Annotated in this window: 14 protein-coding genes; 2 read left to right on the top strand and 12 right to left on the bottom strand. The window is 43.0% G+C overall.

All coding sequences use genetic code 11. The features are described 5' to 3' along the window. Positions 1-15: 15 nt before the first annotated feature. The gene (cysS, locus tag C4S39_RS04515; protein ID WP_103965938.1) at positions 16-1,398 is read right to left on the bottom strand and encodes a cysteine--tRNA ligase; all 1,383 of its coding nucleotides are present in this window, start codon (positions 1,396-1,398) and stop codon (positions 16-18) included. Positions 1,399-1,539: 141 nt separating this feature from the next. Here cysS and C4S39_RS04510 point away from each other — a divergent pair, with 141 nt between their 5' ends. Together C4S39_RS04510 and C4S39_RS04505 are read left to right on the top strand one after the other, a co-directional pair. Beyond that, positions 1,540-2,121, top strand: a complete 582-nt coding sequence (locus C4S39_RS04510; RefSeq protein ID WP_103965855.1) for a peptidylprolyl isomerase — start codon at positions 1,540-1,542, stop codon at positions 2,119-2,121. 30 nt (positions 2,122-2,151) lie between these two features. Continuing rightward, the gene (locus C4S39_RS04505) at positions 2,152-2,643 is read left to right on the top strand and encodes a peptidylprolyl isomerase (RefSeq protein ID WP_103965854.1); all 492 of its coding nucleotides are present in this window, start codon (positions 2,152-2,154) and stop codon (positions 2,641-2,643) included. A 55-nt stretch (positions 2,644-2,698) separates the two neighbouring features. On the opposite strand, the gene C4S39_RS04500 is transcribed toward C4S39_RS04505, so the two are convergent. From C4S39_RS04500 to C4S39_RS04450, 11 genes are all read right to left on the bottom strand, one after another. Further along, positions 2,699-3,877: an O-succinylhomoserine sulfhydrylase gene (locus C4S39_RS04500; RefSeq protein ID WP_103965853.1), complete on the bottom strand. Its 1,179-nt coding sequence runs from the start codon at positions 3,875-3,877 to the stop codon at positions 2,699-2,701. A gap of 107 nt (positions 3,878-3,984) precedes the next feature. Then, positions 3,985-5,508 (bottom strand): amidophosphoribosyltransferase, encoded by a 1,524-nt coding sequence (gene purF, locus C4S39_RS04495; RefSeq protein WP_103965852.1) that lies wholly within the window; start codon positions 5,506-5,508, stop codon positions 3,985-3,987. A gap of 112 nt (positions 5,509-5,620) precedes the next feature. Then, positions 5,621-6,127: a CvpA family protein gene (locus C4S39_RS04490; RefSeq protein ID WP_103965851.1), complete on the bottom strand. Its 507-nt coding sequence runs from the start codon at positions 6,125-6,127 to the stop codon at positions 5,621-5,623. Positions 6,128-6,212: 85 nt separating this feature from the next. Next, on the bottom strand, positions 6,213-6,920 hold the full coding sequence (locus C4S39_RS04485) for an SPOR domain-containing protein (RefSeq protein ID WP_103965850.1): 708 nt from the start codon (positions 6,918-6,920) through the stop codon (positions 6,213-6,215). A 16-nt stretch (positions 6,921-6,936) separates the two neighbouring features. Continuing rightward, positions 6,937-8,235, bottom strand: coding sequence for a bifunctional tetrahydrofolate synthase/dihydrofolate synthase (gene folC / locus C4S39_RS04480; protein WP_103965849.1), 1,299 nt, complete (start codon positions 8,233-8,235; stop codon positions 6,937-6,939). Positions 8,236-8,255: 20 nt separating this feature from the next. Further along, positions 8,256-9,125: an acetyl-CoA carboxylase, carboxyltransferase subunit beta gene (accD, locus tag C4S39_RS04475; protein ID WP_103965848.1), complete on the bottom strand. Its 870-nt coding sequence runs from the start codon at positions 9,123-9,125 to the stop codon at positions 8,256-8,258. Between the two features lie 36 nt (positions 9,126-9,161). Beyond that, complete coding sequence (gene trpA / locus C4S39_RS04470) at positions 9,162-9,962, bottom strand: tryptophan synthase subunit alpha (RefSeq protein ID WP_181023754.1); 801 nt, start codon at positions 9,960-9,962, stop codon at positions 9,162-9,164. Positions 9,963-10,210: 248 nt separating this feature from the next. Continuing rightward, positions 10,211-11,410, bottom strand: a complete 1,200-nt coding sequence (gene trpB, locus C4S39_RS04465) for a tryptophan synthase subunit beta (RefSeq protein WP_103965846.1) — start codon at positions 11,408-11,410, stop codon at positions 10,211-10,213. Further along, complete coding sequence (locus C4S39_RS04460; RefSeq protein WP_103965845.1) at positions 11,407-12,024, bottom strand: phosphoribosylanthranilate isomerase; 618 nt, start codon at positions 12,022-12,024, stop codon at positions 11,407-11,409. Before C4S39_RS04460 ends, trpB begins: the two co-directional genes overlap by 4 nt. A 22-nt stretch (positions 12,025-12,046) precedes the next feature. Beyond that, entirely contained in the window at positions 12,047-12,844 is a 798-nt protein-coding gene (gene truA / locus C4S39_RS04455) for a tRNA pseudouridine(38-40) synthase TruA (protein ID WP_103965937.1), read from the bottom strand. Positions 12,845-12,891: 47 nt separating this feature from the next. Then, positions 12,892-15,324 carry a FimV/HubP family polar landmark protein gene (locus tag C4S39_RS04450; protein WP_258039282.1) on the bottom strand — a complete coding sequence of 811 codons (2,433 nt, stop codon included), beginning with the start codon at positions 15,322-15,324 and terminating at the stop codon, positions 12,892-12,894. Between the last annotated feature and the right edge of the window lie 5 nt (positions 15,325-15,329).

Genomic DNA, 15,329 nt, shown 5'->3' with positions numbered 1-15,329 from the left:
CCCGGTTTTAATCGCCTATGTGCGACGCCACGCCGTTCCTTGCGAACTATCTTCAAGAATGATGCCCTGTTCCTGCAATCGTTTCCGGATTGCATCCGCATCGGAATAACGCCCTTCTTTACGTGCGTTTATACGCTCCTGAATCAATTGCTCAATTTCATCGTGCGCTGAGGGATTTAATTCACTGTTAGCCGCCTTATTTTGCAGATATTCTTGCGGGTTCTGTTGCAAAAGCCCTAGCAAGCCACCGAGCGCCTTAAGTAATCCAGCGTGTTCTCTTGACCCTGTTTTGTTGATATCGCTGGCAAGATCAAACAATATAGCAATTGCGTCCGGCGTATTAAAATCATCATCCATTGCCTGTTTAAATTTTTGTGCATGAGGATAATTCCAGTCGACCATCGCAACACCAATGGAATCAACCTCTTTTAAGGCAATATAAAGACGATCGAGCGCCAGTTTTGTGTCTTTCAGATGTTGATCTGAATAATTGAGTGGACTGCGATAGTGTGCACGCAAAATAAAAAAACGTACCACTTCAGGTTGATATAACTTCAATATCTCACGGACAGTAAAAAAATTGCCCAGAGATTTTGACATTTTTTCGTTGTCAACGCGAACAAAGCCATTGTGCATCCAGTAGTTGACGAATGGATGATCATGCGCTCCCTCACTTTGAGCAATTTCATTTTCATGATGCGGAAACTGCAGATCCTGACCTCCCCCATGAATATCAAAATGCTCCCCAAGAAATTGCTCGCACATGGCTGAACACTCAATGTGCCAGCCTGGTCGTCCTTGACCCCAAGGGGATTCCCAGAACGGTTCGCCAGATTTTGCTGATTTCCACAACACAAAATCCAATGGGTCTTTTTTGCTTGAATCAATATCTACGCGCTCACCTGCCCGTAGATCGTTCAAGGATTTACCGGAAAGCTTGCCATAACCAGGAAAGTTATGAACAGAGTAATAAACATCCCCATTATGAGCTTGATAGGCGAGATTCTTTTCAATCAGCGTGCCAATTATCCGAATCATGCTTTCAATATGGTGTGTCGCGCACGGTTCATGAGTTGGCGATGAAACGCCTAATGCCGCAGAATCTTCATTCATGGCCTGAATAAAACGCTGCGTTAGCGCTCCGATTGACTCATTATTTTCCTGCGCACGTTTAATGATTTTATCGTCAATATCAGTAATATTTCGCACATAGTTGACAGCAAAATCATTCGCTTCGAACCAGCGAACCACCGTATCGAATACGACCAGAACTCTCGCATGACCCAAATGACAATAATCATAAACGGTCATTCCGCACACATATAGCTTAACTTTCCCAGGCGTAATCGGAATAAAATCTTGTTTTTCACGGGCGATTGAGTTATATATTTTAAGCATAAAGCCAATGGATAAATTGTGGGATTGCTTGTCTTTTTGATAGAATCCAGAACCTTCCCGGATGCAACCGGAATGGTCGACGAGTATAACATAATGTGGATTTGAATCTCCGCGCAACTAATTAATGAGGACACACTAACCATGCATTTTCGCCAAATTTTGTTTTTTCTGTTTTTATTCTCATCTCCTCTGTATGCTAATGCAGAAAATATCAAAGTTGAAATGAAAACGAATGTTGGAAATATCGTCCTTGAGCTTTATCCTGATAAAGCACCCAAAACCGTTGAGAATTTTCTACAATATGTAGACGATGGTTTTTTCAGAAATACGATATTCCATCGGGTAATCGCGGGCTTTATGATTCAAGGCGGAGGATTCGATACTGCATTAAATCAGAAGCCGACACGGGCGCCCATTCGAAATGAGGCTGCTAACGATTTAAAGAATGAGCCCGGCACAATCGCAATGGCGCGAACATCGGATCCCCATTCTGCATCAGCCCAGTTTTTTATTAATGTTGCCGATAACAAATTTCTTAATTTCAAGGCCCCTAATCAGAATGGCTACGGCTATGCAGTATTTGGAAAAGTCATTTCCGGCATGGAGATCGTCAACAAAATTGCATCAATGCCAACCGGATCAAAAGGCCCTTTTCCAAGCGATGTACCAAAGAACAATGTTATTATCGAAGAGCTTATTAAGCTACCCGTTAATATTCAATAACAAGAATCACAAATGAGCAAAGGATCAATAATGGTTAGATTAAAAACCAATTTAGGTGAAATAAAAATTGAATTGGATAATGAAAAAGCACCTGAAACTGTACAAAATTTTTTGGAATATGTAACCAGTGGATTCTATGACAACACACTGTTTCATCGTGTTATAGACGATTTCATGATCCAGGGCGGTGGATTCGAGCCTGGAATGAAACAGAAAACACCCCGGGCGCCTATTCAAAATGAAGCCGCTAACGGCCTCAAAAATGATACTTACACCATCGCAATGGCACGTACCGCTGATGTGCATTCAGCAACAGCACAATTTTTTATCAATGTGACCAATAACGGATTTCTGAATTATAAAGATCCATCATCGCACGGCTTTGGATACTGCGTATTTGGTAAAGTGATTGAAGGCCAGGATGTAGTAGATAAGATAAAGAAAGTTAAAACTGGAAATTCTGCCGGACATCAGAATGTTCCTATTGATGATGTCATTATCCAGAAAGCTGAAGTCATTTAGTGACGTATGAATTATGTTCAATGATTTTGACTCATTGCCTTGCTAAACTCATCAGCTATAGCGCCAGGCCCCGAGCTAAATCAGCCTGAAGATCTTGCACTGATTCTAATCCTACCGCAATACGCAACAATCCATCCGATATCCCCGCTGCGTCCCGTGCTTCCTGACTGATTCGCGCATGGGTCGTGGTAGCAGGGTGAGTCAGCGTGCTCTTCGTATCGCCCAAATTGGCAGTAATTGATATTAAGCGCGTCGAATCAATAATGCGCCAGGCGGCTTCCCTGCCCCCTTTAACCTCAAAGGAAACAATACCTCCACCTGATTTTTGTTGTTGCTTTGCCAACTCATATTGCGGGTGAGACATTAAGCCGGGATAAAAAATACGCAACACATTTGGGTGTGATTCAAGCCATTGAGCCAGTTTCAGGGCATTTCTCGAATGCTCTTCTACACGAATCTTGAGTGTTTCCAGACCTTTAAGTATAACCCACGCATTGAATGCACTAAGGGTTGGCCCGGCCGTGCGTAGAAACCCATAAATACCACCCTCCATTAATACATCGCGCTTGCCTAGCACGGCGCCTCCTAATACCCTTCCCTGCCCATCCAAATATTTGGTAGCAGAGTGAATGACAATATCTGCACCAAGCTCAAGCGGTTTTTGCAAGACAGGAGTACAAAAGCAGTTATCGACAACCAACCAGATATTCGATTTCTTCGCAATCTCTGCTAATGCAGAGATATCAGATACTTCTGTTAATGGATTAGAGGGCGTTTCGAGAAAGAATAGCTTGGTATTCGTTTGTATCGCAGCTTGCCATGAATGCACGTCGGTCGCCGACACAAAAGTCGTTTCAATATTGAATTTCTTCAGTATGTTATTGAATAAATTCACTGTTGTACCAAATAAACTCCTGGATGCTATGATGTGATCGCCGGCAGATAACAATCCCATTACACATGCGAGTATCGCGGACATGCCGGAAGATGTTGCGATACACGTCTCGGCGTTTTCCAATGCAGCAAGCCGTTCTTCAAATGCTGTCACAGTAGGATTCGTAAACCGGGAATAGATATTGCCAGGCTCATCCCCGGAAAAACGGGCGGCGGCTTGCGCGGCACTATCAAATACAAAACTCGAGGTTAAATACATGGCCTCTGAATGCTCATTAAACTGGCTACGATGGATGCCAGTATGCAGTGCAAGCGTTTCGGGCTGTAAATGATCAGACATATAACGGGAACCTCAGGCAATGATTAATTTTCAGAATTTATGGCGATTTGGCACTGATGATTTTTTGGAGCGGCTTGTTGGATAACTTTATTTGTTTTCCCAAAACCCTATTCAGAGAAAACCAAACTCAAATCCAATTGAGTATTATATCTGGTGTGGTGCGATAATTGACTGGAATTTCTTTGAAACTCGAGAGAATTCAAATAATCCGGCGTCACATCGCCAGTAATATAGATTCCATCAAAACATGAAGTCTCAAACTTATCTACAGCGGGTGAAACAACCGAAACCGCACGATTGAGTGCGTCCAGGTCTTGGAAAATCAGATAATCAGCGTCAATTTCAGCACAAATCTCATCCGTATCGCGATCAGTTGCGATTAATTCTTGGCGCGTCGGCATATCGATACCATACACGTTGGGATATCTCACCGGAGGTGCTGCTGAAGCAAAATAAATCTTGTTTGCACCAGCCTCGCGCGCCATCTGTACAATCTCACGGCTGGTAGTGCCACGTACAATGGAATCGTCGACCAGCAAAACATTTTTACCGCGGAATTCTATACTCATTGCATTTAATTTTTGCCGCACCGATTTACGTCGCTGCTGCTGTCCCGGCATAATGAAAGTCCGGCCAACATATCTATTTTTAACAAAGCCTTCACGAAAATTTACCCCCAGACAATTAGCCAACTGCAAAGCACAAGGACGGCCCGAGTCCGGTATGGGAATAACTACATCAATATTTAAATGAGACATTGACTTCTTAATTTTCTCAGCCAAATACTCTCCCATATTTAATCGTGTTTCATAAACAGAAATCCCATCAATGACAGAATCCGGCCTGGCCAAATAGACATATTCAAAAATACAAGGGCTTAATGAAGAAGTTTTAGCGCAACATTGCTTATTATAAAAATTGCCGTTCTCATCGATAAAAATCGCTTCCCCAGGCTCTATATCACGTATCAGCTTAAATCCCAGTGTATCCAAAGCAACACTTTCGGAAGCAACAAGATATTCATCACCCATTTCATTTTCTGCAGTTCCAAATACCAGGGGGCGTATTCCATAAGGATCACGAAAAGCGAGTAATCCATACCCGGCAATCATAGCCACAACCGCGTATGCACCTTTACAGCGTCTATGCACACCGGCTACTGCCGAAAAAATGGCTGCAGGGTCCAATTGACAATTGCGCGTACTTTCCTGCAATTCATGTGCAAGAACATTCAAAAGCACTTCTGAATCGGAATTGGTATTCACATGCCTGAGATCAGTTCTGAACAATTCCTGATTAAGCTGTTCGGCATTTGTCAGATTCCCATTATGGCTGAGTACAATACCAAACGGAGAATTCACATAAAAGGGCTGAGCCTCTGCCGGAGAGCGTGCAGACCCGACAGTAGGATAACGTACATGGCCGATACCCATATTCCCGGTTAGCGCTCTCATGTTTCTAGTGCGGAATACATCCCTTACCAGACCAAGCCCTTTATGCATGTGAAAGGTGTTGCCTTGCGCTGTTACTATACCGCTCGCGTCTTGCCCGCGATGCTGCAGCATTAACAAGCCATCATAAAGTAATTGATTAGCCGGTGATTTTGCAACAATGCCGAGAATTCCACACATAGAAATTACTCCGTAAATTTTGCCTTAATCAGCTTGAAGAATGGATATAAATTTGCTTGATGAGTAAGCATTTGTAGATAAGCATAGCAAATTTTACTGATCCAGGATCATTTTAAGAACTTTCCCTTCGTTCATAATTGATATGCTTTGATAAGTCATTGGGTAACCAGGGTAATATCTGTAATGCAATCGCCTCCAGCGGCTTACTTAAAACAGCCTGCTGCCAAAAAACCTGGCTAGGAATTGTCGTTAATCCAGCAATCAGAACCAATAGCATTACAATAATTAAGGCTCGTAAAAAACCAAATATTGAACCTAATATTCGATCAATAAACCCCAATCCTATACCCTTGATAAGCGCAGCCAGTAACATAGTTATCAATGCCGTAACTAGTAATACAGCAAGAAAAGTCAAAACAAACGTGATGGATAATCTTAATGTTTCTCCAGTTATTTCAACAGGCAAAAATTGCTCAAAAAAGGATGTATAGGCACCAGCAACGATAAACGCAACCACCCACCCCGCAATAGCCAATGATTCTCGTACAAACCCACGAAAAATACTTAAAATTACAGATACAAAAAAAATACCGAGAACAACATAGTCAAAAACGGTCATTGATCAGAATTAATACAATTTGCTGAATAATCTTATTTAATAGAAGAAATCCCGCATTTTAAGGGAGTATTGTTCGGATTAATACCTACCGGGGAATTATTACTCCGTCCAATCCAATATTTTTTAATTTCTTTAATTCGCTGTCAGCCGCGCCTCGTGTCATAAAAGGTCCAATGCGCACGCGCGTCACTTCCTTATTATCAACCTTGAGTGTTTCGGTATAGGCATTAAAACCACTTGACACTAAATTCGCATGTTGTTGCCTGGCTTTTGATTGATCTGAAAATGCGCCTAACTGTACAACAAATCCTTTTGTTGAATCTGATGAGGTTTGGGAAGCTTTGGCTGTTTCAGCCGCACTAGTCGCTGCAGCAGGTGTATTTACAGCGCTACGCACTGAGTTTGCATTGTTTGCGCGCAATATTTCAGTAGATCGCTTATCAAGTTTTGGCTTAACACCGGGAATGGGTATACCTCCGGATTCGTAAGAGCGCGCTTCAATGATTTTCTCGATATCCTGAGTATGAATTTCGGGTTCATTCTGCAATTCAGTGGTTGCGCTCATATCACTAAAAGATTCCTGAGCCCTTTGTTCTGTACCTGGAACAATAGTACTTCTATCAACTCCCGGTAAATTAATAGCAATTTCATGTGGTTCATCGTCCGGTTTAGGCTCATCGAATATGGCTGGCAAAACAATGATGGAAACAAGAACCAGAATTATTGCTCCGACCAAACGCCTCCTGGCACGTTTCCGAAGCAGTAACTCTTCTTCAGTGATATTTTTAGTCATAAGCAAATCCAAATGATTACTTGCTTTGATGAGTGTTTAGGTATCGCAACACATCACCTACCGTATAGAAAGATCCAAAAACGCAAATTCTATCATTTTTACCTGCTTGTTCACAGGCAAAAACAAAAGCGGAAATAGTATCGGAAAATTTGCGGATACTATCATCTGCAACTTCAGCGTTATAGAGTTCATTAATCAAATAATCAGCAGCAGCGGCACGAGAAGAATTAACGGAAGATACGAGCCAGTAATCGATATCATTTTTTAATGCCTGGATAACACCGCCGATATCCTTATCTTGCAGCATAGCCATAATTGCAAAAGTTTGTCCGTTTGGCCTTGTTGCACGTAAGTTCTGTGACAGTACCATCGCAGCACTGGGATTATGCGCGACATCCAGAATGATGAATGGCTGTGTTGAAACCACTTGAAATCGTCCTGCGATAACCGCTTCGATTAAGCCCTGGCGTACATTACTCATGCTGACGGGCAGTACATCTTCCAATATATCTAAAGCCGCCAAACAAGTACTGGCATTTTGTAATTGTTTCTCTCCCCTTAAAGCTGGAAATGGAAGAGAATAGCGTTTATTTTTCGGCCCCCAAAAATCCCAATGCACATCTTGTTTTAAAAAACCGAATTGTTCATTAATCCGATATAGGATCGCATCGTTCTTTTCAGCTTGCTGGATAACCGATTGCGGTAAATCAATTTCCGCACAAATTGCCGGTTTGTTTTTTCTGAAAATCGCAGCTTTTTCAAAACCTATTTTTTCCCGTGTATCCCCAAGGTAATCAACATGATCAAGATCAATGCTGGTCAGAATTGAGCAATCAGCATCAAATATATTCACCGCATCAAGGCGCCCTCCTAACCCAACCTCTAGAACCGCCGCATTGACGCCCGCTTGGACAAAACAATACATCGCGGCCAATGTGCCAGCTTCAAAATAGGTTAATGAGATGTCTCGAATCTTGCAGGCTGAATATATCTGCATAAAGGCATTGCAAAGCCTCTGATCATCAATGTTTTTCTTACCGATACGTATTCGTTCATTATAGTGCAGCAAATGAGGGGAAGTATAACAACCAACTTCATACCCCGCACAATGGAGTATGGATTCAAGCATCGCGCAGACAGATCCTTTACCATTCGTTCCACCGACTATGATGATAGGAAACTGAGGATACAATGCAAGCTCTGATCGAATCAGATTGATTCGATCCAGTCCCAATTCAATCGTTTGGGGGTGAGATACCTCGAAATAACTTAACCAATCTGCAACTGAAATGGGAAGCTTATTCGGCACACTCATTGCTCTTGATTGGTTCAGATTTAAGATACCGGTACCGGAATACGCATCAATTGCGTGCAAATATTGACGATTCTATCGCGCATTTGTCTACGATCGACAATCATATCAATCGCGCCATGCTGCAATAAGAATTCGGCGCGCTGAAAACCTTCGGGAAGCGTCTGGCGTACAGTTTGCTCGATTACGCGCGGACCAGCAAAACCGATAAGCGCGCCCGGTTCCGCAATTACGATGTCTCCGATAAAAGCAAAGCTTGCGGATACTCCGCCCATGGTAGGATCTGTTAAAACAGAAATATACGGAAGCTTATTACGGCTCAATTGCGTCAACGCGGCCGTAGTTTTAGCCATTTGCATTAGAGAAAACAAACCCTCTTGCATGCGCGCGCCTCCGCTCGCACTGAAGCAGATAAACGGAATATGGTTATCAATACATGCTTTGACACCCAGAACAAATCGCTCACCTACAACAGACCCCATCGATCCGCCCATAAAACCAAACTCAAATACGGCAATAACAACGGGAATTTTCTTAATGGTTCCCTGCATGACTACCAGAGAGTCATCTTCATCAGTATTTTCCTTGGCTTGCGTCAGTCGATCAACATAACGCTTGCTATCCTTGAATTTTAATGCATCGGTTGCAATTACCCCAGCGCCAATCTCCAGCCGCCCTGCGGGATCCAGCAATTGATCGAGGCGATCTCTGGCAGAAATACGATTATGAAAATCACATTTTGGACAAACGTTCAGGTTCTTAGCCAGATCGGTGTAATATAAGACTGCTTCGCAAGTAACACATTTACTCCACAAACCTTCTGGCACTATTTTTTTTTCGCCGACTTCTTTGCGTTTAATTTTGGGTGGAATGATATTCTGAAACCAACTCATAAAAACTGTTTCCTGGAATGTATTGTTAACATTACTCTAATTCTCATCAATAGCATCACGTAGCGCTTTTATCTGATTCCCGACATTTCTTAATAAATCCGACTCAGAAGACTTCTCAATCTCCTCAATTATTCTACTACCTACAACCACAGCATCTGCCAATTCTGCAACCGCCTTGGCTGTCGCACCATCGCGTATGCCGAATCCAACGCCGATTGGCAACGAAATATACTGACGCAATTGTTTCAGCTTGGTGCCCACATCCTGCAGATCAAGGTGCGATGCGCCGGTAACTCCTTTCAGAGAAACATAATAAATATAGCCTTTCGCTATCTTTGCCACTTGCTTAATTCGTTGTTGATGCGTTGTGGGAGATAATAAAAAGATTGCATCAATTTGATGCTGCTCCAAACACTGTACCCATTCACCTGATTCTTCCGGAGGATAATCAACAATAAGCACACCATCAACTCCGCAGTCTTTCGCTTTGGCAGCAAATGAGACATGACCTAATGCTTCAACCGGATTCGCATATCCCATCAAAACAATCGGCGTATTTGTATTTGTTTTTCTGAATTCAATCACCAATTTCAACACATCGCTCAGGCTAACATGATGTTTTAGCGCCCGCTCTGAAGATCTTTGAATAGTAGGCCCATCCGCCATGGGATCGGAAAAAGGAACACCCAATTCAATAATATCAGCACCTGATTCAACCAGTTGATGCATCAATTGAACGGTATATTTTGGATGAGGATCACCCGCCGTAATAAAGGGAATCAAAGCTTTCCGGTTTTGTTCTTTTAATTTGGCAAATGTCTTAGCAATGCGATTGATACTTTTAGCATCGCTCTGCCCGCTAAAAAAATTTAGAAAATTTTTAATACTATCTAGGCTCATCCGCTTAATCCGTTCTCGACTCTTTTCAGAGAATTACTATAGAGCATCTCTAGAAATCCATATTTCGTCACAATACATCGTTGCTCACAAAAAATATCTCCTTACATATCAATTATATGCTGCGTTAATATTTTCGCTCTCGCCTCGTTCAGAGGAACTCTATAAACAATACAGTGGTAAATTTATTACAGTGTCAAACCGGACATTTGCGCAACTGTCGCCATATCCTTATCGCCACGGCCAGATAAATTAATCAGCAATAATTTATCTTTGGTCAGGGTAGGCGCATATTTGGCCGCATAAGCCAGCGCATGACTTGATTCCAATGCCGGCATAATACCTTCGTACCGGCACAGCGTATGAAATGCTTCCAGCGCTTCATCGTCGGTAACTGCTACGTATTCAGCACGCCCACAATCTTTAAGCCAGGCATGTTCCGGCCCTACGCCAGGATAATCGAGACCAGCAGAAATGGAATGTGTTTCAACAATCTGACCATTTTCATCTTGAATCAGATAAGTACGATTACCGTGCAATACGCCGGGGCTGCCCATCGATAAAGTCGCCGCATGTTGGTTAGTATCAATTCCTTTCCCTGCCGCTTCGACACCTATCAATCGAACATTGACGTCATCAATATAGGGATAAAATAAACCAATGGCATTTGATCCTCCACCGACGCATGCAATAAGCGCATCCGGCTGTCGCGTGAAATCTTCCTGCATTTGTATTTTAGCCTCATTCCCTATGACTGCTTGAAAATCCCTCACCATCATCGGATACGGGTGAGGCCCGGCAACTGTACCGATAATATAAAAAGTGCTTTCGACATTGGTAACCCAATCACGCATCGCTTCGTTCAGCGCATCTTTCAATGTTCGCGACCCCGACTCCACCGGCACCACGGTTGCCCCTAAGAGCTTCATACGATAAACATTGGTCGCCTGACGTTTAACATCTTCAGAACCCATATAAACGACGCATTCCATGCCATAACGCGCCGCAACCGTAGCACTGGCGACACCATGTTGACCGGCACCTGTTTCCGCGATAACGCGTTTTTTTCCCATACGCCGGGCTAATAAAGCTTGTCCGATCGTATTGTTTATTTTATGTGCGCCGGTATGATTCAGATCTTCCCGTTTTAACAGTATCTGTGCGCCACCTAAATGGTCCGACCATCTTTTAGCATGGTAGATGGGACTGGGGCGCCCTACATAATGTTTTAATTCTTCGGCAAATTCTGACTGAAAATCCGCATCGTTACGATAAAATTCATATTGCTTTCGCAAATCCTCCAGTGCCGAAATTAATGTTTCAGCAACAAAAATACCTCCATAGGGTCCAAAGTGACCGTTCTTGCTTGGAAGATCATAGGCGCTCACAATTGTTTTACTCCTCGCATGAAAGCAAAAATCTTTTTTTCATCTTTAATTCCTTTCGAGGTTTCCACGCCGCTTGAAACATCGACTGCCCACGGCTGAGTTTGTTGAATTGCCATAGACACATTGGCTGGATTTAAGCCACCAGACAAAATGAGTGGCAAAGACAAATACTTGGGTATCAAATCCCATTCAAACGCATGCCCAGTACCTCCCGGCATATCGGCCACATAAGCATCAAGCAATAAGCCTTTTGCGGTTCTATACCGTTCGGCGTATTGTAGCAAATCTGTGTCTTGTTTGACTCTAATTGCTTTAATATAAGGCTGGGAAAATTGATTACAAAATTCAGGTGATTCATCGCCATGAAATTGCAGCAGATTTAACTTGGCTACACGAGCAGTTTTCTCAACCCAGTCAATATCGGGGTCAACATAAACCCCTACATTACAAATGAAAGGCGGAACACTGGCAGTAATGATGCGTACAATATCAGGTTCAATATAGCGTGCGCTCTGAGGCCAAAAAACAAAACCGATAGCATCAACGCCTGCCCGGATTGCTGCCGCAGCGTCCTTACATCGAGTAATCCCACACACTTTTACACGTACTGACATACTGATTATAAACTTTGAATGCTTAATTATATAAGAACATGCTGGGAATAATGGGTATTCCGGATAATCCCGGCATACACCAGCTGGAATCATATTTCACACCGGCCAAATATAAGCCTGCCGCAGAAAAAGTTGGCGCGGCGTATGCACGATTGCAATCCTTCAGCAACTCAAGCATCCATTCGGAAGAATATTTACCTTTACCAATATAAACCAGGCAACCGATAATATTTCTTACCATGTGCTGCAAGAATGCATTGGCACGTAAATCAAAAATCAATAAATTTCCATGACGAACAATCTTCAATTGCGTAATTGTGCGTATAGGAGATTTTGCTTGACATGCGGCTGCCCGAAACGAAGAAAAATCATGCTCTCCAATCAGGATATTAGCCGCGCGCTGCATGATGTCCAATTGCAGCGGTTGATGAAACCATCCAACCTTTTTATGATTAATCCCTGGGCGCACTGGCTGATTAAGTAAAAAATATAAATAACGTCGCTCAAGCGCGCTATATCTTGCATGAAACCTGTCGGACACTTCCGATGCCCACAAAACCGCAATATCATCAGGCAGAAACGCGTTTACCCCGCGCACCCATGCATTGATAGGGCGTTGCACCAAAGTATCAAAATGCACCACCTGATAGAATGCATGGACACCTGCATCGGTTCTCCCCGCAGTAATTACGCGTATTTCTTCATGAGCTATTTTTGATAAGGCAGTTTCCAGTATATCCTGTATCGAGCAATTTTCCGGTTGACTTTGCCATCCACAATAGCGACTGCCATCATATTCTAAAACTAAAATTATTCGCACCAACAGAAACTGCCTTTCCAAATAAACCGCAACACACTAAGGAATGATCATCGCAGATCTTTTAATATTTTCCTTGCAGCTTTTTTTTGCTTTGTATCACCGTCTCGAATGACTTCTTCAAGCATTTCTTTAGCGCCTTCCCTGTCATCCATTTCCTGGTATGCTTTCGCCAAATCTAATTTGGTCTCAACTTCCTGCCATGCCTCGCTTGGGACGCTTGGGACGCTCAGATCTTCCTTTTCATCTTTATTATCACCTGCATTGGTATCCTCCAGATCTAAATTAATAGCAGCCAAATCAATCTCAGGCGTTATTGATGAAAAATTTGATTCTTCATCACTCTGCTCAGCATCAGGAGATCGATCAAATTCCAAAGGACTATCATCCAGTGCAACTTCTTCTGAATTGCGGCTACTCTCATCACTGAGCAAGGGAATCTCTATTTCATTCGGGTTTTGGTTATCTGCCAGATCAATTTCTGAACGAGAAAACTCAAAATCATCCTTATTTTCTTCCGTAGCCTTATTACTCGAGTCGATAGCACCAAGCGATTGCTCCGGTTCATCAAAATCAATCTCTACCGCATAATCAGAAACATTTTCAGCTTCTTTTATTTGCCTAGTATTCTCTAATTCGATTTTTCCGTCCGTTGCAGTTTCATCAGCCTCATCGCTCAAATCAAAATCAATTTGATTTGCAAGCTCAGCAGAATTCTTATCTTCTGTAACCGCAATCGGTCGACTAAGATCTTCATCGGAGTCTTCCTGTAAGTTCCTGTGAATAGCCTGCGAATGTTCCAGAATCGTCTCATCGTCGATCTGCGGTTCTGTAGTCGATTCAGTATCAAAATTGGATTGCAAGGTATGTTCGGCACTATCTTCGTAGGATGAATCGATATCTTTATCAAACTTTTCCGATTCTTCCGCTTGAGAATAGGAATCGACATGGTGAAAAGATTGATCATGATCCATATTTTCAGATAACGATTGACCTTCCTCAGTAACAGGCGCTGCCTTTGCAGCAGCCATTGAAGCTATTCGGGAACGCATTGCCGAAGAAAAATTTTCTTCATTATCTTCATCGTCTTGCGATTGATTCCGGCGTCTCTTAAGAATCAACAAAATAAGCAGCAACAACAGAATTAAAGCTGCACCGATATATTCCATATAATCATATGCCTGATCAAGCAGTGATCGGCTAGCTTCTTCATCGGCTATTGAAGGCGCGATTACCGGCGCTTCTGCGGCCGGTTGAATTACCGGGGCTTCTTCCGGTATAAAAGCAGAGTCCAATTCTACGTTCTCGGCAATCGAAACCTCTTCTGGTGGAAAGTGTGACTCCGGTTTATTAATTGTTGCTGGAATTGATTCTGCCTTAATCTGCGCCTGAGCTAATACCGAGTCTTTCAACTCTAGTAATTGTTTCAAGTTCTCAACACTTTTTTCCAGCATGGCTACACGTTCATTCGCTTCCTTCAGTGCAAGATTTCGCGCAATCGCATCTTCTTCCATCATACGAAGACGATCAACCAGTGAGGATTCGGCAATCTGACCGTCTTGATCAAGCAACTGTGCTCCACTGGATAGCTTCAGAACCTCTTTGGGCGCATCGGGAGCTGATGTTGATTTCTTATCAATACTGGTAATCTGGCCTTGGTCTGATTGACTGATCGCATGAGGCGCTGGGGATTCCTGATTAATGGCTGCCAACCGTCCCCGGTAATTACGCCAGTCTGCTATTTGCGTTTTTATTTCGGCTCTGGCTGTTGATGAATCGATTGCTGTTATCTCATTTTTCTCAGGCACTTTCAGAATAGCACCCGTCTTGAGCAAATTCATATTGTTGGCGATAAAGGCTTCGCGATTAGCGCGATAGAGCGCCACCAGCATTTGATTAAGATCGACACCAGCTGGTAATACCTGGGTCGCAATCGATGACAAGGTATCACCCCGGCTAACCGGGCCATAGGTGTTGTTAGATCGATTGGATGTATCGACAGCTGATGGAGCCGAACTTGTAATTGGATTATTATTTTCGATGCGCGGTGATTTTTCTGCATCATATCCTGACGCACCAACTAAAGGAGGAGGGTTTGTATTGGCCGCTATCAGATTCTGTGCCGGTGATTCAACAGGATCCAGTAGAACTGTGTACTCCCGCAAAATTCGTCCTGAAGACCAATTTAACTCCATCAACAACATTAAAAACGGATCATTAACTGCTTGCAGCGAAGTCAATTTTATATAGGGATTACCATTTGCCCTTGTTTCGACTGAAACTTTAAAAGCTGACAGGACAGATTCATAATTTATACCGGCTTGCGCGAATGCTTCACGAGTAGCCACACTAGCCTTAAGGGATGAGAGATCGTCATTACCCGTCGATACGATATCGATTTCCGCGCTGAAAGGCTGCCCTAGCGCAGAATTAAGCGTCAACTTACCGAGCCCGGCCGCTTGAGCAACAACCCATGGTAACATCAGAA

The organism is Nitrosomonas ureae, from assembly GCF_900108305.1.
GTDB lineage: Bacteria > Pseudomonadota > Gammaproteobacteria > Burkholderiales > Nitrosomonadaceae > Nitrosomonas > Nitrosomonas ureae_B.
This window is presented reverse-complemented; position numbering and strand designations above follow the sequence as displayed.